Origin of the sequence: Sphingobacterium sp. CZ-UAM (assembly GCF_002000245.1) — a bacterium.
Classification (GTDB): Bacteria; Bacteroidota; Bacteroidia; order Sphingobacteriales; family Sphingobacteriaceae; genus Sphingobacterium.
Genome location: NZ_MTCM01000005.1, coordinates 238031 through 264180, shown reverse-complemented (window position 1 = coordinate 264180; position 26150 = coordinate 238031). Strand labels below are relative to the sequence as shown.

15 protein-coding genes are annotated in these 26150 nt (G+C 43.4%); 5 read left to right on the top strand and 10 right to left on the bottom strand.

What is annotated here, in order from left to right; translation table 11 throughout:
- Positions 1-180: 180 nt before the first annotated feature.
- Positions 181-1266, bottom strand: a complete 1086-nt coding sequence (locus tag BWD42_RS18785; RefSeq protein ID WP_077437950.1) for a Gfo/Idh/MocA family protein — start codon at positions 1264-1266, stop codon at positions 181-183.
- Between the two features lie 227 nt (positions 1267-1493).
- Between BWD42_RS18785 and BWD42_RS18780 the strand changes: the two genes are divergently transcribed.
- Both BWD42_RS18780 and BWD42_RS18775 read left to right on the top strand, forming a co-directional pair.
- A complete protein-coding gene (locus BWD42_RS18780) occupies positions 1494-2903 on the top strand; it encodes a sulfatase-like hydrolase/transferase (protein WP_077437949.1) in 1410 nt (469 codons plus the stop codon).
- A gap of 22 nt (positions 2904-2925) precedes the next feature.
- Positions 2926-5022 carry a polysaccharide lyase 8 family protein gene (locus BWD42_RS18775; RefSeq protein WP_077437948.1) on the top strand — a complete coding sequence of 699 codons (2097 nt, stop codon included), beginning with the start codon at positions 2926-2928 and terminating at the stop codon, positions 5020-5022.
- A gap of 189 nt (positions 5023-5211) precedes the next feature.
- On the opposite strand, the gene BWD42_RS18770 is transcribed toward BWD42_RS18775, so the two are convergent.
- From BWD42_RS18770 to BWD42_RS18750, 5 genes are all read right to left on the bottom strand, one after another.
- Positions 5212-6468, bottom strand: a complete 1257-nt coding sequence (locus tag BWD42_RS18770) for a glycoside hydrolase family 88 protein (protein ID WP_077438043.1) — start codon at positions 6466-6468, stop codon at positions 5212-5214.
- Positions 6469-6585: 117 nt separating this feature from the next.
- Complete coding sequence (locus BWD42_RS18765) at positions 6586-7848, bottom strand: DUF2264 domain-containing protein (RefSeq protein ID WP_077437947.1); 1263 nt, start codon at positions 7846-7848, stop codon at positions 6586-6588.
- Positions 7845-9767, bottom strand: coding sequence for a heparinase II/III family protein (locus tag BWD42_RS18760; protein WP_077437946.1), 1923 nt, complete (start codon positions 9765-9767; stop codon positions 7845-7847). The genes BWD42_RS18765 and BWD42_RS18760 overlap by 4 nt, the downstream gene beginning before the upstream one ends.
- A gap of 2 nt (positions 9768-9769) precedes the next feature.
- Positions 9770-11473, bottom strand: coding sequence for a RagB/SusD family nutrient uptake outer membrane protein (locus BWD42_RS18755; protein WP_077437945.1), 1704 nt, complete (start codon positions 11471-11473; stop codon positions 9770-9772).
- A gap of 13 nt (positions 11474-11486) precedes the next feature.
- Positions 11487-14690: a SusC/RagA family TonB-linked outer membrane protein gene (locus BWD42_RS18750; RefSeq protein ID WP_077437944.1), complete on the bottom strand. Its 3204-nt coding sequence runs from the start codon at positions 14688-14690 to the stop codon at positions 11487-11489.
- Positions 14691-14945: 255 nt separating this feature from the next.
- Between BWD42_RS18750 and BWD42_RS18745 the strand changes: the two genes are divergently transcribed.
- On the top strand, positions 14946-15638 hold the full coding sequence (locus BWD42_RS18745; RefSeq protein WP_077437943.1) for an outer membrane beta-barrel protein: 693 nt from the start codon (positions 14946-14948) through the stop codon (positions 15636-15638).
- Between the two features lie 98 nt (positions 15639-15736).
- On the opposite strand, the gene BWD42_RS18740 is transcribed toward BWD42_RS18745, so the two are convergent.
- Entirely contained in the window at positions 15737-18127 is a 2391-nt protein-coding gene (locus tag BWD42_RS18740; protein WP_139351213.1) for a TonB-dependent receptor, read from the bottom strand.
- A 407-nt stretch (positions 18128-18534) separates the two neighbouring features.
- Between BWD42_RS18740 and BWD42_RS18735 the strand changes: the two genes are divergently transcribed.
- Together BWD42_RS18735 and BWD42_RS18730 are read left to right on the top strand one after the other, a co-directional pair.
- Positions 18535-19032 (top strand): hypothetical protein, encoded by a 498-nt coding sequence (locus tag BWD42_RS18735; RefSeq protein ID WP_077437941.1) that lies wholly within the window; start codon positions 18535-18537, stop codon positions 19030-19032.
- A 382-nt stretch (positions 19033-19414) separates the two neighbouring features.
- On the top strand, positions 19415-21778 hold the full coding sequence (locus BWD42_RS18730) for a glycoside hydrolase family 3 N-terminal domain-containing protein (protein ID WP_077437940.1): 2364 nt from the start codon (positions 19415-19417) through the stop codon (positions 21776-21778).
- A gap of 49 nt (positions 21779-21827) precedes the next feature.
- Here BWD42_RS18730 and BWD42_RS18725 read toward each other — a convergent pair whose 3' ends face one another.
- The 3 genes from BWD42_RS18725 to BWD42_RS18715 all read right to left on the bottom strand — a co-directional run bounded on the left by BWD42_RS18725 (position 21828) and on the right by BWD42_RS18715 (position 26149).
- A complete protein-coding gene (locus BWD42_RS18725; protein ID WP_077437939.1) occupies positions 21828-22862 on the bottom strand; it encodes a sialidase family protein in 1035 nt (344 codons plus the stop codon).
- A 182-nt stretch (positions 22863-23044) separates the two neighbouring features.
- The gene (locus BWD42_RS18720) at positions 23045-24481 is read right to left on the bottom strand and encodes an alpha-L-fucosidase (protein ID WP_077437938.1); all 1437 of its coding nucleotides are present in this window, start codon (positions 24479-24481) and stop codon (positions 23045-23047) included.
- 75 nt (positions 24482-24556) lie between these two features.
- Positions 24557-26149, bottom strand: a complete 1593-nt coding sequence (locus tag BWD42_RS18715; protein ID WP_139351212.1) for a SusD/RagB family nutrient-binding outer membrane lipoprotein — start codon at positions 26147-26149, stop codon at positions 24557-24559.
- Position 26150 lies beyond the last annotated feature (1 nt).

The window sequence follows — 26150 nt, the reverse complement described above, 5'->3', positions numbered from 1 at the left end:
TACCCAATCCTGTCAGTCTGCAGGACTGGGTAAGCTGAAAGAATTATTACGCGACCTATTTGTTGCAAAAGGATTCCGCTTTAGCACAGTCTGTGTAAGTCTCAGGCTTGTTAACGGTCCTGATACCTATTGAAAAAGGTATGTGGATAATCATTTCTACATACCTTTTTCTGTGAAAGATCAATTTAATGCAATCGTCTTTCCCTCCTTTGCGGAACGCTTTGCTGCTTCCAGGATCTCAACTACAGTTACATTGTTGCTGAGTGAACCTAGATCGTTTTCTGCTAGCTGATTTCCACTTAATATATGCTCCAGATACTGGATATGATGTTCAAAATAGGGCTGATCTGTTGGAATAACTGTAGGTTTCTCGTTATGTTGAGCATATTTCAGCAGCTTTTTGTCATTCTGCGCATAAAGCTGGGCTTTCGTTCCAAATACCTGTAGATCCTTTACGCTGTAAGGCCATGCCCAAGATGCCTGGATAATACCTGTGCTGCCATCGCGGTAGTTTAAGATAATCGTGGCATCGTCCTCTACCTTTGGATAGACTTCGGGTTTGAGCTGTTGAGTAAAAGCGGTGACAGATATAGGTCGTTCGCCATTCTTGATCCAGGTCATCAGATTGGCTCCATAACAGCCAAAATCCATCAATGCTCCCCCGCCATTTTTTTCTGGATCTGTTAGCCAGTCCAGAAAATAGCTGCTACAACCAATCTCTTTAGGCCCCTCATGCCCGTCTTTTACAATCATACGTGTCACTCTGCCGACGGCGTGCTGATCTAGCAATTGCTTGAGCTGTTGGTTGCTTTTGTACCAGGTTGTTTCGTAATTGACCAGAAAAGGGGTTTTGTTTTTCTGCGACAGCGTAGCTATACGTTTGGCATCTGCAGCTGTGGTTGCCAGGGGTTTTTCGACCATGACCGGTATTTTGAGCGGAAGGCAGATCTCTGCTACCTGGATATGTTCATTCGTGGGATTATAGGCAAGGACAACTTGAGGTTTGACCTTTTTGAGCAACGAACCAAGGTCAGGGTAAAAAACGGACTTCGGAAGATTGTATTGGGCTTGAATCTTGTCGGCAAGAATGCTATTAGCCTCTGCTATTCCAATAATCTCTACCTTCTTCGCCTTGTATAAATTTAGAAGGAGATAAACATGGTCATGATTGAGGCCCGCAACGGCTACCTTAAGCGGGCTATTTCCATAGACAGCATGCTGAAATAGCATCGTCAGGAAGAAGAATGTCTTTATAATATGTTTCATTGTACACTGTTTAGGTACACTAAAGATAACATTTTGAAACTATTCATTAGCTTAATGAATCCATTCTATCTTTGGGTGTGATTGATCCCGTCCATTTTTTTTCATCTGCTTCGGATAAATTCACCTTTTTAAAAGGACTAAAAAAAATCGACTTAACGAAATCGTTTTCGGTTTTTTTATAAAAATCCAATACATTTAAGTTTACATTTAAGGATAAATCTAAAGCGATGATCTACCGAATAACGTTTTATCGTATACTTATTTTGCTGAGTGTACTTTCTTTGGTTAAGATTTCTGTTTTTGCCCAGCAGCGACCGAATGTGATTGTGATCTTAAGCGATGACGGCGGTTATGATGATTTTGGCTGCTATGGCGGCAAGGAGGTACATACACCGCATATTGACGAACTGGCTAAACAGGGGATCCGTTTTCAGTGTGCTTACGCCTCCGCTTCGGTTTGTGCACCCTCACGTGCGGGCTTGCTGACGGGCCGGTATCAACAGCGCTTTGGATTTGAACACAATATTTCCAAACGTCCGACCACAGGAACAGCATTGGAAGATATCGGGATGGATACCAGCGTAGCGACAGTAGCCGATTTTATGCGATACAATGGGTATAAGACAGTTGCCATTGGTAAGTGGCATCAGGGAGATAGCCCACAATTTCATCCGCTTAAGCGTGGCTTTGATCACTTTTATGGTTTCATCGGTGGTGATCGCTCTTATTTTCCGATCCACGGAAAAGTTAAACCCACACAAATGCTGATGGATGATGATCAAGTAGTGCCCGAGGATGCTATCCGATATCTGACAGAGACATTGACAGACAAAGCTATCTCTTATGTGCATCGTTATCGCCAGCAGCCTTTTTTTATGTACCTCGCGTTTAATGCGGTGCATACACCGGTAGAACCTCCGCTGACGCAGGGAAATAAATATCCTCATGTCACAGATCCTTTGCGGCGCGCTTATTTGGCGATGCTGGAAAACATGGATAGCAATATCGGGCGATTGATACAACAATTAAAAAACGATGGACTTTATGAAAATACGCTGATTATCTTTATGAATGATAACGGGGCAGCAACAAATAACGGGGCCGATAATGGTCAATTGCGTGGTTTGAAAGGTTCGAAATGGGAGGGCGGCATACGTGTGCCCATGATCATGCAGTGGCCAATGCAACTTCCAAAAGGAAAGGTAGCCAATGCGATGGTATCGGGTATGGATATTTTGCCAACGAGCCTAGATGCCATACAGGGGAAAAACATCCCCGGACAGCAGGTCGATGGGCTAAGTCTATTGTCATCCTATAAAACAGCGAATAAGGGGCATGATTACCTATTTTGGCGACGGGGTGCCGCGAAGGCGGTTCGTCATGCCGAATGGAAACTCATTGTTGTCAAGGATGATCCTATACTGTTATTTAACCTTAAAAATGATCTGAAGGAGCAGCATAACCTAGCCGAAAAATATCCCGATCGGGTGAAAGATATGTTGGATAAATTGGCTGAATGGGAAAAAAAGATGGCTGCTCCCAAATGGTTGAGTGGAGTCTTGGATAATGATCAGAACCAGATGATGAAACATCGAATGGAGGTCATAGGAAGGTCGGCAGAAAAACAATATCCTTAATCGGGTAGCAATAATAAAGCGAATGAAAATCATACTAATACTCTTATTATCCTTTGGGCTGGTCATGGCTAAAGCGCAGGACAAGCAGACATTTGACCGTATCAAAAAGCACGTATATGAGGATGAATTACGCAGTTCGGCGACGCATCCTGACCAAGCGACTTCCTGGGGCAATCAATTGACAGCGGCCGGTACTTGGCCCGATATCGATTACATGAGTAAAGCAATATCGCTCTGGCCTCCTGGGGAACACCTGGATCGTTTAAAATCGCTGATTGTGGCCTATGTATCTCCCACTAGTAAATCATATCAGCAAAAGTCGCTTTATGACAAGATTCTATTGGCGGCACAGTATTGGGCAAATAACCGATTTGAATCAACGAACTGGTGGCACAATGAAATTGCGTCACCAAAAGCGATCGGCGTGTGTTTGATACTGATGAAGTTTGGCCAGGAGAAAATTCCGGCTACAGTGGAATCACAGCTTGTAAAACTGATGGAACGGGGAGATCCTTATAAAAAAACAGGTGCGAACAAGAGCGACATCGCGATGCACTATTTCTATCGTGCAGTGATCCTGGAAGATGCCCGTCTACTGGCTGCCGCTATGGAACAACTGCTTTTCCCCATCCAGTTGGTGGATGGCAAGGAGGGCTTGCAATATGATTTCTCTTACTTACAGCATGGGCCACAATTGTATATTGCGGGCTATGGCGAAGAGTTTTTGAAGGGAATTTCCAAGATAATGGCTTATGTCCGCGAGACGCCTTATGCTGTCAACAAAGAGAAACTGGATCTCTTCGAAAAATTTCTTCTGGAAACCTATCTCCCGATTATTCGTTCCCGTTATATTGATTTTAATGTGCATGGACGTGGTGTTTCGCGGCCAAATATATTACGCAAGGATCAGGAAGTGGACATATTGCGGCAAATGCAGTTGATTGATCCGGCTAAAAATGAGGTCTGGAAGAGAGCATTGGCAAAATTAGATAGTACACAGGCCTTTGATGCCGAAGAGCAATCTCTGCACCGGCATTATTGGAAGGGAGACTATACAACACAGCTCAGAAAACAGTATCATTTCAACCTGCGTCTGGCAAGCAAGCGTACCAACAAATCGGAATCTGGGAACGGCGAGAATATGCTAGGCAAAAATATGACCGATGGTGTAACCAATATTCAGGTATTTGGTCCGGAATATTATAATATCATGCCCGTATGGGAATGGGACAAGATTCCAGGAACAACAACCCGGGATTATCAAGATGACCAGGAACTGAAAGAACAATGGGGTGTACTGGCTGCAAACAGTTTCTCTGGTGGCGTCAGTAATGGTACAATTGGCGCATCGGCGATGTCTGTCCAATACGATGGTTTGGCTGCACAAAAAGCATGGTTCTTTTTTGATAAGGAGATTGTTTGCCTGGGCAGTGGAATTAACTGTAGTGCTGCTGAACCGGTCGTCACAACATTGAACCAAACTTGGTTGAACAGTCCTGTTATGTGGAATGGAAAAGAGAAGATCTCAACCGATTCACTGGTTCGAAATGTAAAACAAGGCGAATATGTCTTGCACAATCAGGTCGGCTATTATTTTCCGGAAGCCATGAAAGTCGCGCTGGCTGCAAAAGAACAATCGGGCTCCTGGTACCGCATCAATCGTTCCCGGTCAAAAGATCCTGTCCATGGAAAGGTATTTAAGTTATGGATCGAGCATGCAAGCAGGCCAGTAAACGGAACTTATGCTTATATCGTTGTTCCCGGTGTGACAAAGATCGATAAGAAGGCGATGCAGCAGCTAAAAATCTGGCACAATACGCCTGCTCTTCAAGCCGTCGAACATCAGGGTATGGCTACCATTCAGGCCGTTTTCCATCAGTCAGGTACCTATCAGATCGGAGCCTGGTCTATTGAGGTGGATAAGCCCGTCATTCTGCAAATCACAAAGGGAGATCGAGCCTTCAAACTGGATGTGGCAGATCCACTGCAACAGGAAAAGGCCCTAAGCATTCATCTTATCAATATAAGTGCAAAAGTAAATCAGACTGTCGAGATAAAACTGCCGCAGGCTGAGTACGCGGGTAGTACCGTATCAGAGACAATCATGGCCGGTAATTAAGAAGATTTTAGTTCTTTGGTAATCGCCATGAAAATTAAAAAGTAAGGTCCAGTTTCTTTACAGGATCTAGACTGATCCTGTAAAGAAACTGGACCTTATTCACTCGTTAGACTGAGGTTTCCAAAGATTATTTGGTCCTGTCTGCGAAAGTTTAGCTTTTGAAACAACCGATGAAACAACCTATACTGATTATTTTTTGAGTTGCTCCAACCGTGTCAATCCTTCGAGATAATAATAATCCGCATAGGTCAATGGCACATCAATTTCGGAATGATGCGGCAGGCTGCCAACACTATGTTTGAGCAAGAAACCGCCGTTGCTTCCGTATTTGGCAAAATAACCTGCTCCTGAAAGTGTCTGTAGGCTTTCCTTGGCAAAAGCCAAATAGGACTTGCTTTCTGCTCCTGAAGTTAAGGTGGATAGTTCAACGAGTGCCGAAGCGACAATAGCTGCTGCGGAGGCATCACGAGGGACGTAATTTAGCTTTAACGTTGAAAAATCCGCATCTGATTTGTAGCCCTGTTGTCCGGCATTGAAATCCCAGTAGGGAATTTTATCTTTTGGAAGATTCTTGTGGGTCATATAGAATTTAGCTGCTGCCTGTGCTGTTTTGAGAAACTCCGGTTTTTTCGTCTCCCGATACATCATTGTAAATCCGTAGATCGCCCATGCCTGTCCGCGTGCCCAGGTTGAATTGTCCGAATACCCTTGGTTGGTCTGTTGATGGATTGCTTGTCCATTGGCGTCATAATCGACAACATGATAGGTGCTAAAGTCCTTGCGGAAATGATTTTTCATGGTTTGCGTGGCATGGCTGATGGCTACGTCTCGGTATTTGGGATTTCCTGTCAGGTCGGAGACGTAACAGAGCATTTCCAGATTCATCATATTGTCGATGATAACAGGGTATTTCCAAAGTGTTTTCCCATCCCATGATTTTTTCTCATTCCAGGATTTGATGACACCAACCTGTGGATCGAATCGCTTTAATGCGGTATTGGCCGAATGGACAAGGATAGCTTTATAATCGGCAATTTTTTTCTGGTCCTTGAGATACTTAATTGCGGTTCCGTAAGAGCAATACATGACGAAACCGATATCGTGGTGTTGATCTAGATCCTTTGCTTTCTCGAGTGCTTCGGTCCATTTTATGGCCTCTTTTTCGGTTTCTTTATTGTGCGTATGGTTGTAGATATACCATAATGAACCCGGGAAAAAACCTCCTGTCCAATCCCATTCATCAGTTCCTCGCAATTGTCCGCTGGGAGTCAATGTACGCGGGAACTTATGGTCTTTGTCAGCTTCCTTGGCCAAAAATTGATATTGTTTCTCTGCAGCTTTGAAACTAGTGTCAATAAAGTTTGGCTTTTGGTCGATAAAGCTGAGTGCAAAAAGCCCCGAAGCGATAAGAAGGATTGTTTTTAAACTGGTTTTTCTTTTTTTCATCTGTATCATTATTTGTTCATCAGTTATTTTTTAAGGTAATCATGCTGCCTTGGTAGTATATATAGTCTCGCGGATATAAATGAACTGACAGGTATGCTACCTTGATCGTATTATTTATTAGTAAGTTACATAATAATCTTTTGGAAAAGGTAAACCTGCAAAAGCTTTTTGCGAGCTCCATTGTGCAGCAGCATCAGACCAAAAAGCATGCGTCGGCGGCAGCCCTAGCGGTAAAAATGAGAGGGAGGCAGTATAGAGCGAACCGGAGTTCGTATAGCTGTCTGCTATCTTTCCCTGATCGGCATTGAGAAATCCCAGTGCCATCCAGCCATCCTCATGAAAAATGCGATCGGCGTAGATGTGCTTGAGGACTGCTGTCAATGCTGCGCGCACCTGTCCATTGGAAAGATCTGGAGGGAGCTTCCCATCGAGTGCGACCGCAGCCAGGGGTTGGAAGGCTGCATTTCTGTACGTTGCACTCCGCCCGACAACAGGGTAGGTGCCTTCGGGTGAAATCATGCGCTCCAGATGATGCGCATAACGTTGCATACGTTTATAAGCACGGTCATACATGGGTTGGTATTTCGCATCGGCGCTAAGGTTATTTTTTAAGGTCTCTACTTGCATACAATGGATGACATAACCATTGTAATGATCAAAACTAAATCGTGCTCCGTCGCTATACCAGCCGTCGCCGACGTACCATTCCTGATCAAATTTGTTTACCGCATAGTCTATTTTCTCGCGGACACAATCTTCACCGATACTGTAGAGAAAAGTTTCGGTCATTGCGGCAAATAATAGCCAGTTGCTTTCGTTAGGTTTAACCCAACGCAAGTGTTTTAATTCAGTAATAACCTGTTGCTTTGTTGTCTGCGGCAACGGGTCCCATAATGCTTTTGGGGCACGCATAAATGCCTGCGCCAAATGTGCCGCATCCACCAGTGGTTGCTTGGACTTGCTACGCCAGGAGAAATAATCAGCCGAAGCAGGATTTACACCATGTTGTATGCCCAGCAAGGCCTGTTGTTTAAATTGAGCACGCAACTTCCCTTCTGCGGTTTTATCGTCAGGCAGAGCCAGCCATGGAGCCATACCGGCCAATAATCGGCCAAAGGCTTCCAAATACCCCACACTGGGATCTATATAGTCATAAGTTTCACTTTTGACAATTGGCATTTCCGCGCGAAAGCGCTCTTTGCTGATTCGATCGAGAATAGGAGTGGCCATTTTTGTTAAAATAGACACCCAATACGCACGATCGTCAGTAGAAGGTTGCACTGTTGAACCGCCGGATTTGCTTTGACCAAGTAAGCGGCTGTTCATTAACGCTCCTGCGGTCGTTAATGTTACGGCTTGGATCCAATTTCTTCTTTTCATTTGGCTTTTTTAATGATAAAACTATATTTTCCTGTCGATTTGATACGTTTGGCCTTGAGGCTGATGCGGTAAAGCTGCTTGCCCCATACCTGACCCAGACGAGGATCATCCTGCGGAATAGCTTCGTAGGAAGCAGTGAACTGTGCGGGATTAAAATGCAATGCGGCCAGATCGTCGCCCATCACAATCAGGCCCTTGTTGATCTGAGGTTCTCTTGAAACTAAAAAATGAACAATATTGGACTGAGTCGGATTTTTGATCTTAAACTCGTCCGCAATGGTCAGACCTTCTATTGTCAGGCTGTAACTTCTGATCCAATGTTCAATATTGGCTGTCTTTGGATAGGCTTTCCCGATATCAAGCTGGAATTTATTCTGTTCAGGTAGGAATACCACATTTTCGGCTTTATATTCCTTACCAAAGGCCTGATCAGTGCCATTGATCAGTGGAAGGTTGTGGTAGGCACCCTGCATGGTCCAGATACTATAGCGGTCGTCGCTAAATGTTTTTTTCGTGTAGGTTCCGACACCGGCATCAATAAAAAGGGGCTGCTGGTCCTGGTATAGAATAAAACTTCCGACATCGTTATGGTTGTGGCTCTCATTGTTAAAACCACCCTTGGCGGCGAGGAAAAAACCTGCCTTTTTTAGATAGAGAAACTGCGTTTCCGGGTACCACTTAAAGGCATTTTGAGGAAGTGCTGGCTGTGTGTGCTGAAGCTGCGGAAAACAGCGTAGGTCTTCAAATGCACGGAAGATATCCCGTGATGGTTTGAAGCCGGCACCTTTACCGCCAAGGTCTTTCATATATCGCGCAAATTGCATCATTTCGGTACTATGTACATCTTGCCCATAACGATAGATGAGTAGCGGATCCCCACCGCCTTTGGCGGAGGCATCCGCAAAATTGACCACCCATCTGTCTCCGCCGATATACGATTGGGCGATGTATTCACCCATATCGCGGATAAGTGGCTTATCAAAGATACTGATCTTGTTTTGTGTTGCCAGGGCAAGGATCTTCAGGTAATCGTATAACTTACCGGCAGCATGCCCCCAATAGGACGGTCCTTCCTCGCAGGCTCCGTCTTTTTTGATATAGTCGGTAAAGCGATCGACCGAAGTCATTGTTTTATAGATCCCGCTCAGTTGAACATCCGGATTGTCTTCCACCAGCAATAGGCAGGTAAGTACATTAAAATTGCACCAGGGGTTCCAGTTGTTGACCAGTTGATTTCCCTTGAGTTCAAAGCCCTGCCACCACATATCGTTACGGTCGAGATAGGGCTGTATAATGCGTTGTTGGATGTGCTGTTTTAAGCGAACACTAATTTCGGGATTGATGGTATTGAAGGTATCCCGAAAGAAATAATGTATCCATGAGAGTAAGGATCCTACATCGCCAGCCATCAGGTCGATCACGTGTGTGCGTTCCTGTGGAAGCGATCTTTTGCTGGATTGGAAAGCGGGTAGGTGGGCCGATAATGACCAGGTTGACATCTCGGTCATATGCCAGGTACCGTTTAGGATCTGATCGATGTAACGCCCTTTTCCTTCTGCCAACTCAGCTAACAATAGATTGGTGAGGGCAGAGCAGTTTTCATTCATCGGCTTTTCCATCATATTGCGATTGCCCGAACGTTCATATTCCAGATAATCGGTTGCTTTGACGACCTGCCATTGATAGTTTAAGGCTTTGTCTCCTTTCGCGATAACCTCTTCCCGAAAGGGGGCTATCAGCTGATCCCATGCTTTGCGATCGGAATAGTCTGGGTAGGGAATCCAAGACTTGTCGCGGCTCAGGCTGAGCTTGAGATCTTCCTGTTTAAAAGTGCCTGTGAGTAGCTTTAATTCTTTTCCCAGTAGTCCCTGAAAAGAGAGACTACTGAGGTAAAAGAATAGGATTAGATATCTTTTCATGTTTACCAATCTTGATTTTGGGGTAGAAGTGCGGCATTCATTTCTATTTCTTGCCCCGGCACTGGCCAGAGTTTATGTCGGGTTTGATATCCCCTGGTAACTAGATTATCACCGGTAATGCCCTTTTCGATAATGCCTTTCGACAGCTCTTCCAATAAGTTCCAGCGTTTGAGGTCAAAATAACGCCAGCCTTCTCCCGCAAGTTCGACTGCACGTTCGTGCTGAATACGCTTACTCATCTCCGATTTATTATTCACGACCAAAAATGAACTGCCACTGTTTAAGGCCGGCATTTTTGAACGTGTACGGACTTTATTCAGTTCCGTGATTGCTTTGTCAAGCTGATTGGTTTCGTTGTAGGCTTCGGAGAGCATCAACAATACGTCTCCCAAACGAAGGACCGGGAAGTTGATCGGTGTATGCGCGCGGTCGGTAATAGCGCCTTTAAGGTTACCTTCAGGGACAAATTTGCGCCATAAGTAGGTATACCAGCCGCGGTTATTACGGATCTGTCCGAAATTTTCATTTACCCCTGTTGCAAGAATAAATTGCATGTCACGTTCTTTGTTGGCATTCCAGCCCAAATAATGTGAATAAGGGACGATAAGCGTCTGATTCATCCGTGGATCGCGGTTGGCATAGATCTGACGTATCTTGGCCGTGTCCGGTACCTTTGTCAATACCCCGCCGGATTGCGTGGATTCCATCGCCTGTTTTTTGACGGCATTGTCGGCGTTATAATTGGGGAAATGGTCATTCCAGTTGAAAGGGCTACCGTCCCGATTTTCATAACGGTCTGCAAGCCGCGTACTGGGCATACAGTTGTTCCAGTCACTGCCAAAAGTCGATCTTGTTCCCATGTAGAAGGCCATCGGCATTCCATAAGGAAATCCTGTTCCACCCATGTTCTGTATCGCAAAGATCATTTCAGGCGATTGATCCCCCTCTGGCGTGAATAAAGCCGCATAATTTGCATGCAGGTTATAACCGTAGCTGTTCGTTTTATTGTAGACAACCTCTTCGAAATCCCGGATTGCCGAGGTCCAATCTTTGTTGTATAGCGCCACTTTACCTCTTAATGCATAAGCTGCACCCTTTGTGATTCGGCCATAATGTTTGGCATCATATGTTACGGGTAGCTTATCGACAGCGTAGTTGAGGTCGGCGAGGATAAATTTCCTGACATCTTCAACCGAAGAACGGCTATTTTTGAGTGAACTGAAATCTTTGTTCAGATCGACGGTCTCATCATATATAGGCAAAGCCCCATAGAGGTTTGTCAATTGAAAATACATTAGCGCCCGGAGAAATTTAGCCTCGGCAATAAAACCTTCCTGTTTCGCTTTGTCTATGGTCATGGGCTGAATATGGGCGATAGCATGGTTACAGCGTTGGATCAGGTCATACCCGGCCTGCCACCTATCCACGATAATGGATGAGCGGTCTGTAAATGTACCGCTGATCACCTCGCCAAGGCCCGGAGGGTCATAGCCAAGTCCAATATCACTGAGTCCGTCATAGGAAAATTGTAAACCGAAGGTCGCTTCCTTTTTGAGATCATTGTAGCAACCGAGTATTCCAGCAAGTGCCTGGTCTTCATTTTGCCAGAATGTATCGGCACTGACCTGACTGTAGGGTGTTGTATCGAGTTTATAACAAGATGATAATGCAATGCATCCAGCTATGAGTAGTGAAATCTTTTTCATGATAGTTGACAACTTAAAATGTTAAACTAAGACCGAAAACAGCCTGCTTCATTGTAGGGTAATTGGTGCCACTCACCTCGGGATCGAAGCCCTTATACTTGGTAATCGTCCAAAAGTTTTCAAGTGAGCCAAAAACACGTAAGTTTTGCACCTGGATACGTTTGGTAATTTCGTTCGGAATCGTGTAGCCGAGCTGAATATTTTTTACACGGATAAAAGCCTTGTTCTGTAACCAAAAATCACTGTTTTTGATATTCCTTGTATCTGTGTATGGTAATAACCGCGGGTACTTAGCGTCCGTGGCGCCCTCTGTCCATCGGCCATCTGCGATCTCCTGATTGATCTGATAACCCCAACGTACAGTAGGGGTGTAATAATTATCTATCCATACCGCTTTATTGCCGGCATTACCCTGTAGGAAAACGGAAAAGTCGAAGCCTTTGTAATCGAATCCCATATTAAAGCCATAAGTGATCCTTGGTGCAGTACCATGTCCGACAGGTACACGGTCATTGTCATTAATGATGCCATCACCATTGGTATCCCGATACAGTAAATCGCCTTTTTTTGGTGTTCCATAGGATGCAAAAGGGTTTACTTTTTGATTTGTATTCGGATCAGTAGGTGCATTATCGATCATTTGTTGTACAAGCTGCATATCCGCATCGGTCTGCAAGATCCGGTCGGTCAATAGAATATACTGCGTGTTGATGGCATAACCCTCCTGAATTAAGTTTGATCCCGAAATAGATTTGTCGTTACCCTTAAATTTGACCACTTTATTGTCGATGAAAGTAAAGTTACCACCAATGTTGAACTTGAAGTCGTCACCGATCTTATCGCGGTAATTGAGGTTAAGTTCAATACCATTATTACGTACTTTCGCAGCATTGGTACGTGGTATGGTGGCATTTCCGGCAACCAAAGGTGCTGGGAGGTTGATCAGGATATTGTTGGTTACTTTATTGAAGACATCAATGGAACCATTCAGTTTGTAATTGAAGAGGTCAAAATCTAGTCCCGCATTCAGGATGTAGGTGTTTTCCCAGGTCAATAGAGGGTTGCTCAACACAGTCTGTGCAAATCCGACATAGAGTTGATTGTTCAGGATATAATTGGCTGGATTGTACAATGTCAAATATTCGTAATTGTTAATATTTGCGTCCCTGCGGAAGGATGCATCTGAGGTACCATTGTTACCCAGTGCACCATAGGAGGCACGGAACTTAAGACTTGGCATCCATTTGACATCATAGAAATCCTCGGAAGAGATCTTCCAGCCAAAAGATGCCGAAGGGAAGGTCCCCCATCTGCTTTTTCCTGTCATAAAGCGAGAGGAGCCGTCCGTACGGAGATTGGCCTCCAGGAGGTATTTATCGTCCCAGGAGAGGTTAAGCCGACCGAAGAAGGAACGCATGGCCCAATCCGTAATGTTTCCTGAGGCGGAAGCATCCATGGTCGCCGCGTTTAATACCGTCAGTGAGGGATCGACGAGATCAAGTTTGGATGCCGCAAACCAACCGTCTTTAAAATATTCCTGACTGGCCCCCACCATCACTTCATAGTTTAATTTCTCAAACAAAGTATTCTTGTATTTGGCAATCCCATCCATGTAATAACGATATGATTTAACAGATTCGTTGGTCACGGAGGAACGACCTGTACCTGCGCTGGCGACAGTATTTGTCAGGAAATTCCAACGGTCATTAAAAACAGGCTGTGAATAGATAAAATCATCATCATAAGTATACGTGTATGAACCTTCGATGGAAAGACCTTCGATCGGTTTTAACTTTCCATAAAAACGTGATACAAAGCGATTCTTATTGATATTGCCTTTTTGTCCGTATAAGCGATGAAGCACATTGTTGGATTGTGGGTCGTCCTCTGGATTGTTGGGTGAGCCAAATCGGCCATCCGGCGCTCTTAGCACCATCCCTGGGGTACTAGCCCCAGCAAAGGTGAATACATCATCAATGATATTGGTACCGATATCGGTTTTTGACACAACACCGTTGATATTCGCGCCCAAGGTCAGCCAGGGTTTTACATCGGCTTCCAGATTGATACGTCCAGTATGACGTTTATAGGTTGCCTGCTCGATAATTCCAGGATTGTTCAATAGACCGTAGGAGCCAAAGAACTTGATTTTTTCACTTCCGCCAGTAAAGGACAAATTGTGGTTTTGGCTGATCTTGTTTTGGAAGAGATCAGAAACCCAATCTGTATTGGGATACTTCAATGGATCCTGGCCAGCGTTCTGCCGCCAGAGGTCTATTTTCTCCTGCGAAAATGTAGGTTTCGCATTCGGGTCGCCATTTTTGTAACCTTCATTGATCAGCTCCATGTAATTGGCATAGTTGGAAACCATATGGATGGTATTGGAAGGTTTCTGGCTAGAGAAATAATTATTATAGGTCACCTTAAACTGTTCGGTCTTTCCCTTTTTCGTCGTGATGAGGATTACTCCGTTAGCCGCGCGGGAGCCGTAAATAGAAGCCGAAGCAGCATCTTTTAATACCGAAATACTTTCGACGTCCTGCGGATTGATGAGGTTCATATCACCGATCACACCATCGATCACGACAAGCGGATTGGCGTTATTCAATGTTCCCTGGCCACGTACCCGAAGAGTACCACCGTCGCTCCCGGGTCTACCCGAGCCCTGATTGACATATAGACCGGGTGCCTGACCTGCTAAACCTGCTGATAGGGAGGTGACGGGTCTGCTTTCCAGGACTTCAGACATTTGAACAGAGGATACCGAACCGGTTACATTTTCTTTTTTCTGGGTACCGAAACCAACGACGACAACTTCTTCGAGCCCTTTGGATTCTTTATCCAATGTAATGGTTAAAGGTGAACCTGCACGGGCTGTTGTTTCAATGGCTTTATAGCCAATACTTCTCACGACCAAGGTGACCTCTTTCTGTTGGCTATTGAGTTCGAAGGAACCGGTTGCATTGGTTGATGTGGCTTGATTGGTTCCTTTAATCTGGATCGTTACATTTGCGATCCCCTTGCCTTCGCTGTCCACAACTTTACCTTGAATGGAATTTTGTTGTATAGCTAGTGAAAGTTTACTCGGCATAAATTTAGGCGCCGAAGGGGCGGCCTGGGATGCTGCCAGATTGGATACGACCAACAGGCAGGATAATGGAATTGCCGCGTGCACCCAGCGATTTTTCGCAAAGGATGCGTTTTGGATCTTAATCATAGGCTTTGTTAGATTTAATTGGATGAAAAAACGAATTTTCTGTACAGTGAATTTACGGCATTCGCTACCATTGATTTTACGCTTTCTTCGCAATCGTTTTCGTAAAGAAATGGTCTTGTTTTGAACGGATATAATAGCTGAAAATAAAATCAGATTTGTGGTAAAATCGTATTTATTCCTTAAATTGATTATCAACAGTAGCGGTTTACATCTGTTTATCGTTAATAATAAGGATTATATAAACCTATTTCTTTTATGATAACTATCAAAAAACTGTCGTTGTTATTATGCCTGTCGGTGGGTAGCTTTCTCGTCCATGCACAAACAAAATGGAATGTGAAAGCAGGCCTGAATTTCTCGAATGTTGATGCAAAAAATAAAGATGGGAATAAAGCCAATACTGAATCGGTCGGAGGTCTGTATTTGGGAATAGGTCCGACGATAAGAATGAGTGAGCGTTTCGCTATTGAACCAGCATTCGTATTTGCTAGACGGGGCTTTGAACGAAAAGAAGGTAAATTTATAGGCTGGGGCGAGAATTTTAAAGCTAATACTTCCTATCTGGAGCTGCCCATTGATGTTGTTTTTAATTCAACAGTTGGTAACGATCAACTGCAATTTGGACTTGGGCCTTATATCGCTTATGGATTAGGGGGAAAATGGAAAACCTCGGAAGAGGTCTATATGGATGATATTGGTATTGGTAACAAAGGAGATATTAAGTTTCAAAATGATGCGAGCATAGCCGATTATGGGGATTACATCCTTGGAAAAACATTTGATTATGGTGCTCGGGCCAAAGTAAACTATCTATTCAGGGGACATTATCTTTTTGGCATGGAGTTTCAAAAAGGGATTGCTAACCTGGAATCAAAATGGGGCGATTATAAAACTGGGAGATCGTTAAGAAATCATTCATTTGGAATTTCTTTGGGTTACAAGTTTTAAAAACAGTTTTAACAGCTAAGCTGGTAAATGAATAGCTTGTTTCCTAAATTGATTTTAGGAAACAAGTTATTTATATCACAGGGCTTTTTGGCCTTCGTTTAGAACTCAATCCGATAATTGATGGTTGGGATTATACCGGTCCATTTTTGCGGTTCGATGATACGTTTGCTGAAATTGTAATGCATCCCAACTGTATTTTCCCTGTTGAGGAGGTTTTGAATATCCAGAATAAGGAGATGACTCACTTTTTTACGATTGATCCGATAGCTGGATGAAAAATCCAATCGGATATAGGGGTCAGCAGTTAAGGTATTGATGCGGCTTTGGTCGATGATTTCCTCATCCAGTCGCAAAGATTCTTCTTCCAGCACTGGCGAGTATTTTCTGCCGCCGGCATAGATCAGTTTGGCATTCATACCAAATAGGTTATTTTTATTTTTCCCGACCGTCCATTCCTTTCCTAATAACAGATTGGCAACATAGCGGGTGTTAAATGTGGTATTATATTCCTTGCCATTAAGTGCTTTGAATTTAGAATCAAATACCGAAGTGGTGGCCATAAAATAATAACCTTTGCTAAGTGATTTTTCAACCGTTAACTCGATCCCATAGTTTCTGCCTGTTCCTTTATTGATCAGTTGGCGATAAGTGGATGTGCTGATAGCCGAAATATCCGATACATTGAGCAGGGAGAAATTCATTTCTGGATCTGAGGAAACCGGGACATTATATAAATGTTGATAATAGGCTTCGGTTTTGAATCTCAGCGTGCGGCTTAGATTTTTTTCATAGCCAATGACAGCCTGAGCAGATTTGGTGGGTGATAGCGCAGTAGGAGCTGTTGTGTTTTGACCGTTTCCACTCTTTGCAAAATAATAGCTGAGTGGTTCTAGACGATTGTACAGCCCGGTACCAAAAGATATGGTTTGGTCCGACGCGATTTTCCAGTTCAAGCCCAGACGCGGTTCAGCAGTCCAACTTTTGCTTAAGGCAAAATAGTTGGCGTGTATACCCGTGTTTAGGGTCAGGCGATCGGATAATTCAGTTTTGAGCTGTGCAAAAGCATCGTAGGTACTGGTGCTGCCGTTTTCATTGATCCGTTCTTTTAACGCTGCCAGTTCGGTATCGTAGGTTAGGGCAAAGAGATCATAGCGCAGTAAGCTGGCGTTGATACCTGCGCGGATGGTATTTCTGCTGCTTGCTCTGTAATTGAGAGTACCGGCATAGCGGATTGCCGTATTTGTAAATTTATCTTTGTGATATAAACTGGCTATGTAATCCTGTGTCAGGGTATCAGTTTTATTGGAATTGCGGCTGATCGATGCCGAGATAATATTGGTGAAATACAATCGATCGTTGGCGATATATTGATGTTTTAGTCCGGCACTACCAGCGTTAAATCCCAGGTTCATGTCCTGTGCATCTGTTCGCTCTTCCCATTTTTGGAAATCGCGTTTGGCAGTTTCTTTGACTGTTCCCAGACCGCCGATCCCAAATAGCGAAAATGTTCCGGCTTTCTTGGTTGGAAATACAAAATTGAAGGAGAGATCCTGATATTTCGGGATACCGGTATCTGAGACTTTTACACCGATTTTTTCCAATAGGCTCAATGAGGAGTATCGGTAGCTGATCAAATAGGATGCATCACTTCCCTTTTTGAAAGGGCCCTCTAAGGTTGCACCTACTCCCAGCACCCCGATATTGAATGTGTATTCGCGTTTATCGGTATTTCCCCTTCTAAATCTAAGGTCAAATACCCCCGATATCGCATTGTTGTATTCAGCGGCCAATCCACCCGTATAGAAATCAGATTTTCCCAAAACCATCGTATTGAGCATGCTGATCCCGCCACCAGCGGCACCTTCGGCCCCGAAGTGATTGGGATTGACAATTTCAATGCCTTCCAATCGCCATTGTAAGCTTTTTGGAGAATTTCCACGTACAATTATCTCATTATCGTCACCACCTGCCACGGCGCCGGGAAAGCTCTGTGCCATTCTTGCCGGGTCAAAGAAAGCGCCGGCATAACGGTTGGTCTCCTCAGGTGAAAAGGAGCGGCCACTGGTCATCGCCATTTGATTTAAGGGCTGCTTTCCTGTATTGGCATAGACCACCGCTTCGTTCAGCGTATTCGCCTGCGGCTCCATTTCAATGTTAAGTATATTCTCACGCCCAGAGGTAATGAGCAGCTCCGATAATTCTTCCTGCCTATATCCCGCCATCCGCGCTTGTAGGACCTGACGCCCTACTGGAACTTGTTGAAGCTTAAATACGCCCTGTTGATCCGTGCTAACAGTTTTTGTTCCAGCATTGGAAGAAAGTATGATGGTGGCACCGACCAGCGGTAGCCTTGTATTTTTGTCCAGGACAGTGCCTTTGACAGTCTCGGTCACTACCTGTCGATTTGTCTTCGTCGAATCTTGTACCTGCGCAAATGACTGTGTGGTTGGGGCGGCCAGTGCGATTATTACGATGGATGTTAGTTTCATATTGATTAAGCTTTATCTCTATGACAGCTAACTTTTATTTTACCCTTGGCGAACAGCATAATTTTTTTTGAACTGACTCTTTTTTTTGAAGAGTGTTGGTTTTTCAGAAACATCAGTGGTGAAATGTTATCAACAAAATGTATTTTGATAACCAGTTAATTAACATGGTTATTAACATTTTTTTATTAGGTATTAACGAAACATTTTTTTTATAAAGACCAGTATTTATTGCTTATTTCTTAGGGATATATATTACTCCATTTAGTTGTACGCGCTGTCTGCGGATTGTTTGCGGTAAGAGTTTATTGGGGAATCAGTTTTTTATCTATTTGGTTAAAAAGTATCTATGTGCTGTAGCAGCCAACTATATTCAAACGTTATAAAATTAAAACTAAATAAGAACCAATATGAATAAATTATTTAGCGGAATTTTAGTGTTGATTTTGTTTTGCGGCTGCAGTAAGGATACCATTAGTCCGGAAAAAATAGCACCGGACGATGTGAAAAAACAATTAGCGCTCTATGATTGGGTTCCTGCATTCGCGAACGTTGATGCGAAAGACGAGCTATACCATTATAAACCGGAAGATTGTGAAAAGGATAACCATTATTCGTTTTCTTTTGGTAGTGATTTTCAAAAACTAAAGCTGGAGCGTGGAAATGAGCTTTGTGAATCGAATAAACTAACCTTTGAACAGTTTATTTTAGATGGAAAGTTGGAGCGGTCTTTTACTTATGACAAGGAGAAAAAAAGCATTAAATTTGCTGATAGCGATCAGTACGAAAGCTATGGTGTCCTTGTGGATGGAGATTATTTGGTCTTAACCTATCGAAATAATAACCCTGTTGCTCTCGTTATTCCCAAGGCATATTATTTTAAGGGAAAAAGTAAAGAAAATAAATAAGTAGCATCCTATAACACATGAATGGAGAGACGGCTTGCCGTCTTTTTTTATTTAATAATATAGATGATCTCATTTTACATGCAATGAATTGTACATCTTTATGAACGGTTAGTAATCTTTTTAATTCATTGCTCAATTTCTAGCATCATCAGTGGCCTCGTAATTATGCATGTGTGCTACTAATTTCTTAACCATATTCACTATATTGTTAAAGATTCATATTAAAAATCATCGTTAATTACTGCATGAATTTAATAGTTGATTAGTTCTCTGATTCTATTACTGAAATTTCTATAACAGAAAAATTATCTTGATTATTAGCTGTAAATCCTTATTTTAGTCCTTTGGAAACCGGTTGCATAACTCCGGTAATAATAAACTTATGAAACTCCGAATACTACTTTTGACGGCGATGTCCACTTTACTTTATCCTCAGCTCCAAGCACAAAAACTCCCTTATAAGGATAGTAAGCTTGGAACAGAACGACGGGTGCAAGATCTTTTGGGTCGGATGACTGTAGAAGAAAAGGTGGGGCAGCTGAGCAAATTGCTTGGGTGGGATATGTACGCGAAGAAGGGCAAACAGGTAGGAGTGAGTGACAAATTAAGGAAAGCCGCAAAAGAGCAGCATATTGGATTGCTATGGGCAACGCTACGCGCCGATCCCTGGACGCAAAAAACACTGCTGAATGGGCTCAGTCCTGCAGAAGCTGCACGTGCAACTAACGCCATTCAGCGGTACATGTTGGATAGTACCCGCTTGGGGATCCCATTGCTGCTATCGGAGGAGGCTCCACATGGGCATATGGCCATTGGTGCGACGGTATTCCCGACGGCTATAGGTCAGGCGAGTACCTGGAATCCTGTTTTGATTCAGCGTATGGCCTCAACAATCGCACAGGAAACATATGCTGTAGGTGGAAAAAATGGCTATGGCCCAGTTCTGGATCTTGCGCGAGACCCTCGATGGTCGCGAACAGAGGAAACGTATGGTGAGGATCCTTATCTAACGGGACAGATGGGAGCTGCAATGATCCGTGGTTTTCAGGGTGAGAAACTTGGGCAACGGGATAAAATTATTGGTACGTTAAAACATTTTGTCGCTTATGCGGCGCCAGATGGAGGGCACAATGGTGAATCGGTATCATTTGGTGAAAGGAGTCTCAGACAGTATTTTTTACCACCTTTCGAAAAAGCTGTAAAATCCGGTGCGGGCTCGGTGATGACGGCATATAATAGTATTGATGGAGTTCCGTGCTCGTCAAATCCCTGGTTGCTAAAGGATATCCTTCGTAAAGATTGGGGTTTTAAGGGATTTGTAGTATCCGATTTATTAAGTATCTCTGGACTCAATGGGGGGCATGCGACGGCTGCCACAGCGGAGGAAGCCGCTTCGCAAAGTATACATGCGGGATTGGATGTTGACTTGAGCGGATCGGGGTATGGCCCGAATCTTTTGAAAGCTGTACAGCAAGGTTTAGTGGAACCCGCAGTATTGGATACCGCGGTAGCCCGTGTATTACGGATGAAGTTTAATCTTGGACTATTCGACCAGCCCTACGTGGACGAGAAACAGGTTGCCCAAAAAGTTGCGACAGCTGAAAATAAGGCTGTGGCGAGAGCGGTTGCGAAGGAATCTATTATCTTGCTGAAAAACGAGCAAAATATATTACCCTTAAGCAAATCATTGAAACGGATCGCGGTTATTGGACCGAATGCCGACAACGGTTATAATCAATTGGGTGATTATACCGCGCCACAGGCCGATGGCAAAGTACAGACCGTATTGACCGGAATTCGGGCAGCTGTGAGTAAAGGCACCCAAGTTGATTATGTGAAAGGTTGTGCGATCCGTGATACGACGCAATCCGATATTCCGGCTGCGGTGGCTGCTGCACAGCAAGCCGACGTGGTGGTTTTGATCCTTGGAGGCTCTAGTGCGCGGGATTTCAAAACTTCCTACCAAGCAACAGGAGCTGCCAATGTTGACCCCAATACCGTCAGTGACATGGAAAGCGGGGAAGGATTTGATCGCGTTTCATTGGATATGATGGGCGATCAATTAAAACTGATGAAAGCGATCCAGGCAACCGGAAAACCAGTCGTGCTGGTGACGATAATGGGCAGACCGCTCAATCTGAATTGGGCAGCGGAACATATACCGGCTATCGTGAATGCCTGGTATCCGGGGCAGGAAGGAGGATTGGCAATCGCAGATGTGCTGTTTGGCGATTATAATCCAGCCGGTAGGCTGCCGATTTCGGTACCACGTTCGGTTGGCCAGCTTCCAGTACACTATAATCATACAAAGCCGAAGCATCATGATTATGTGGAGATGTCCGCTAAACCGCTATATGCCTTTGGTTATGGATTAAGCTATAGTAAATTTGATTACAGCAATCTACAGGTGGGGCTGACTGAAGGTGCAGATGATTTTGTCTGTACGGTATCTTTTGATGTAGAAAATAAAAGCAGTCTGGCCGGTGATGAAGTGGCACAATTATATGTTGTCGATGAGGTGAGTTCGGTAGTAACGCCGGTAATGCAGTTAAAACAGTTCGAACGTAAAGCGATCGCTGCAGGAAAGAAAGAGCGGTACACGTTTCAGCTGAGCAAAGAAGACCTTAAATTATGGAATGTGGATCATGCGTGGAAAACAGAGAAGGGGAAATTTAAGTTGCTGGTGGGGACATCTTCCGACGATATCCGATTGAAAGGGGAGATGGAGCTAAAGAGGGATTATTAAAATGATTTGATAATAAAAGGGGAGCTAGTTTTACTAGCTCCCCTTTTAATTATTTAAGGACAATGTGTTTAATACTTTTTCTATTCCAGGTATAGGTGATATGGATCAGACCACTTTTATCTTGGATAATAGTAGGATAGGAATATTCATCTCCCTGGACACCATCTTCCAAAGTCAGTTCATCACGCCAGTGAAGACCGTCTTTGGAGAGCGCAACATGAAGTTTGGTGCGGCCTTCCCACCAGTTGTTTCCCGCGACTGCCGGATTGTATACGATCATAAATAGACCGTTGTTCAATTGGATGGCATCAGTGGCTGAATTGGGATTGAGGAGGTTGGTCGCTTGCCATGCTCCCCAGCTGTTACCTTGGTCAGCGGAAAAAGCACTCATTACTTTATTTTCTTTACTGCGACAGAGCACCTGAAGGCGGCCGTCCCGGTGTTGTAATATACTTGGTTGAATGACTTGAACCGTTGTATCTGGTCGAACTTTAGAAATAGCCCAGGTTTTACCCTGATCGCGACTGATTTCTATATGTGCTTTCCAGATTTCTTCTTTCGATTCGGTGCTGGAAGGAGACAGTATAGTACCATTAGGCAATGTCAATGGTTTGTTTTTGATCGGTCCCAAAATAGCATCAGGTAATGCCTGTGCTGTAGACCAGTGACGACCTTTATCGAGGGAGTATTTGACATAACCTTTCCATTCGCGCGGATTGGGACCAATTTTATAGAATAAACACAGAGAATCGCTATTCGGATACTGGTAGAGTACGGGATTCCAGGTCGGATAGCGCTTGTCTGCAAGAATGCCATCTGCGACTTGAACCGGTGCATCCCATGTTCCGTTTGCGTAATGGGAGCTCCAAATCACCACGTCGGGATTGGATTCGTGTGTACCACCGAACCAGCAAGCTAAGAGACTATCTTTACCGAGGGATTGGATGGTGGAAGCATGGCATTGCTTAAAATCTACATGCCCTTCCTGAAAAATCTGTTGGGATGAGACTATTTGCGGTTTATAGGTTTTGCATGAATAACATGTAAAGAGTAGTACTGTTAAAAATAGGGTTATTTGTTTCATTAGGTTGTGATTGCCGCTAAACTAACGGACAGAAATTGAACGAATATTTTTTTAGGCTGCCTGGCTGTTTGTATTTTTAATGCAGCTGTTATTAATAAAAAATACGCGCAAATTACTTGACAGGTGCACTGCTTCAGCGATCAGAAAAAAGCAGCTGCCCCTATGTCAGCTGCTTTTTTTTATTATTTGCTTAGCAATTGAATTGCGGTTGCATAATTGAATCTTGTAGCCGGACTTCTCAAGGTAATCTGGTTGTCGCGTTGCGACCAGTCCAATCGGCCTTTGTGACCGAGAATGGTAATTTTTTTCACCTTAAAATTGTCGGGTACCTGAAAGACGTATTCATTTGGCTGTTGATAAGCGTCTCCATCCGAAAGGTGGAATACATTGACGATCTTGCTGTCTTTACTTCTGGTGTAATAGTAATCACCCTGGTGGTATGGGGCGATGGTACGAGTGGCATAGACCGCATTCTGATTGATTTTCATCCAAGCAGATAGTTCGTTTAACCGGTCATAAGCGGCTTGGTCATAATCACCTTTAGGGCCAGGAGCTATATTAAGCAAATAGTTGCCACCACGGGAAATAATCTTGACGAGAGTTTCGACGATTTTCTTTGTGGGTTTGTAGTTGTCATTGGGCACATAGCTAAAGGAGTCTCCCATCGTGATACAGCTTTCCCATGGGATATCCAAGGGATGTTCGGGGATAGCCTGTTCCGGAGTGACGTAATTTTCCCAGTTGCCTGGAACAGTGCGGTCAACAACAATGATACCCGGTTGATTTTTTCTGGCCATCCCACCAATACGGTCCATATCGATATTTTGGTCCATTTTGATTGTCCGTTGCCAATCTACAGATTTGTCTACAGTTTCTAAAGGACGTACCTGTCCACCATCCAACCATAGAATATCCACCTTTCCGTACTCCGAAGTCAGTTCATTGATCTGGTTGTAGGTGAAATCTTTAAATTTCTGCCAACGCTCAGGGTATTTTTTGGGGTCATAATTTACATTTCTGTCCTTTGGTGGAAAGTAAGGCCACCAATAATATTCGGAGTGCCAATCCGGTTTGGAGAAATAAGCTCCGATCTTGAAACCGTCATTTCGAAATGTATTGAAGATTTCTTTGGTTACGTTTGCCTTTGGATTGGAGGAGAAGGGTGTTTTGGTAGAGGTAATCTTATAATCCGATTCCTTGGTATCGAACATTGCAAAGCCATCGTGGTGTTTGGTTGTAAAGACCACATATTTCATTCCGGCTGCTTTGGCTGCATCCGCCCATTTTTGAGGATTAAAATCAGTGGGGTTGAATGTTGTCTGTAAATTCTCGTAATTCTTAAGGTATTCAAAATAGGTTTTACCATGCTCGGGTTTGCGTTGTGTCCAGCCTTCATCTTCGGGACAGATACTCCAGCTTTCCACAATCCCCCATTGACTGTAAGTACCCCAGTGCATGAAGAGACCGAATTTCATGTCCTGCCATTGTTCGAGGTTTTCGATCACCTGCGGATCGGTAGGTTTTTGATAGCCGCCCGATACATTATGTGCCTGTCCAAAGACCAATGTAGAGGTTGTTGCCAGCAGTGCGGTTGCTATAATGGTTGTCAGTTTTTGCATGTATAAATATAATAAAAATGATAATAAGAAAGCCACCCGAGAGTGGCTTTCTGTTTGGTAGATGTAGAATCTGGTTTAGTTAACGTCCCAGAAGAGTTTAGTATCTAAGTTATCATTAGCTTTTACAGCTTCATAGTTCGTTCCATTTAGATTGACCTCAGTTGCAGGAATATTCCATCTTGCTGGGACAGTCTTTTGTTTGTCAGATACTTCAGTTCTAAATGTAAATACCGGATAATTTAATCTTCTTACTTCAGCCCAGGATTGCATTGGTTGTATGACATTAAAATGCAACCATTTTTGTGTGGCGATTAACTGAAGATTATTGCTCCCCCAACCGATATTAGTAATATAAGCATTGATTTGAGCATCTGTAGGGTTAGCTGCAGCTGTTGAAGTGTTATCCGTACTTAGAGCTCTGATTGCAGGGAATAATGCAATGGATTGTTTTATACCTTGCTCAAAAGCTGCTTTGGCTGCTGTATTATTTCCATTCTTATTGTAATATTCCGCAAGTAAGTAATTGATTTCCGAGGCCGTGATGATGAGTCCTGGAAAAAATTCGTTCCTTGAGTACGTAGAACGATTATAGATTGCTATTTTACTTGGATTTGCAGTTGTACCAGCAATTAAAGTTTGTTGCTGTGAGCTAGGTAATGATTGATCCAAACCTATAAATTTCCCACCTGCGCCTTCTCCGGGTTCAAATATAAAAGGTAATCTTGGATCTGCTTTGTCTAGCATATGATCAATCATTACTTTCCCGGCAATATTGGCGTTCCAGCTTTCTAGCCCCTCTCTGAATCCCTTTGCATTGATATCAGTTCCGGAATTAAAAATGTCAATGTCAATGTTGTCCGCATTGGTCAATGTTAACGGATAGTTGGATTGATTATTGATAATTTCACCAAGTTCCTGATTTGCTCTTGTAGAGAAGTTAGGGGCAGCACTTACACGGGTCAACATACGTAAACGAAGGGAATTACAATATTTTCTCCATAAAGTTACATCGCCATTATTAATTAAATCTTGTATTTTAAATGAGGATGCTATTCCAGTTGATAAGGTTGGAAAATTGATTAATTCAGTGCTGATAGTTTTTAAGTCATCCAGCATTGTTTTATAAATGTCCTCCGCTTTGTCATATTTAGCATATGAAGTTGTGTAGTCTCCGTTATTTGTGCTAAGCATACCTGCTTGTGACCAAGGGATATCACCATGTAGATCTATTATCTGTTGAGTCTGATCGTAGAAGAAAATTTTTGCCGCAATATAGAAGATACGCATCTGAGTTTTTTCGGCTTCCGGTAATTTGTTATATACTTTTTCAAACTCTCGGAATTGAGCTAATCCAGCATAGTAATTATTCCATCTATCTTGAATGGATGCTCCTCCAGGTATTAATTGGTTGCTTTCATTTGCCCATCCAGTTGCTTGAACATAACGAATAGTGGTAGACCGCATGATGACGAAATAATTCCAATAGCTCGGTACAACCAGTTCTCGAAATGCATAAGTAATACCTGTAAGTTGTTTATCTGCAGATACTTCTTTTATCTTGCTTGGATCTCTATAAAATTCATCAAATGATGACTTTTTACAGGATATTATTGATGTTATACTCGCGGTGCATAGACCAGCAACTATAAAGTATTTGTTGATTTTCATA

Coding starts and splice junctions, on each gene's coding strand:
- BWD42_RS18760 (WP_077437946.1), bottom strand. CDS start 9,767: ATGAAAAGATATCTAATCCTATTCTTTTACCTCAGTAGTCTCTCTTTT.
- BWD42_RS18740 (WP_139351213.1), bottom strand. CDS start 18,127: ATGAAACTAACATCCATCGTAATAATCGCACTGGCCGCCCCAACCACA.
- BWD42_RS18765 (WP_077437947.1), bottom strand. CDS start 7,848: ATGAAAAGAAGAAATTGGATCCAAGCCGTAACATTAACGACCGCAGGA.
- BWD42_RS18715 (WP_139351212.1), bottom strand. CDS start 26,149: ATGAAAATCAACAAATACTTTATAGTTGCTGGTCTATGCACCGCGAGT.
- BWD42_RS18745 (WP_077437943.1), top strand. CDS start 14,946: ATGATAACTATCAAAAAACTGTCGTTGTTATTATGCCTGTCGGTGGGT.
- BWD42_RS18775 (WP_077437948.1), top strand. CDS start 2,926: ATGAAAATCATACTAATACTCTTATTATCCTTTGGGCTGGTCATGGCT.
- BWD42_RS18755 (WP_077437945.1), bottom strand. CDS start 11,473: ATGAAAAAGATTTCACTACTCATAGCTGGATGCATTGCATTATCATCT.
- BWD42_RS18780 (WP_077437949.1), top strand. CDS start 1,494: ATGATCTACCGAATAACGTTTTATCGTATACTTATTTTGCTGAGTGTA.
- BWD42_RS18730 (WP_077437940.1), top strand. CDS start 19,415: ATGAAACTCCGAATACTACTTTTGACGGCGATGTCCACTTTACTTTAT.
- BWD42_RS18770 (WP_077438043.1), bottom strand. CDS start 6,468: ATGAAAAAAAGAAAAACCAGTTTAAAAACAATCCTTCTTATCGCTTCG.
- BWD42_RS18750 (WP_077437944.1), bottom strand. CDS start 14,690: ATGATTAAGATCCAAAACGCATCCTTTGCGAAAAATCGCTGGGTGCAC.
- BWD42_RS18725 (WP_077437939.1), bottom strand. CDS start 22,862: ATGAAACAAATAACCCTATTTTTAACAGTACTACTCTTTACATGTTAT.
- BWD42_RS18735 (WP_077437941.1), top strand. CDS start 18,535: ATGAATAAATTATTTAGCGGAATTTTAGTGTTGATTTTGTTTTGCGGC.
- BWD42_RS18720 (WP_077437938.1), bottom strand. CDS start 24,481: ATGCAAAAACTGACAACCATTATAGCAACCGCACTGCTGGCAACAACC.
- BWD42_RS18785 (WP_077437950.1), bottom strand. CDS start 1,266: ATGAAACATATTATAAAGACATTCTTCTTCCTGACGATGCTATTTCAG.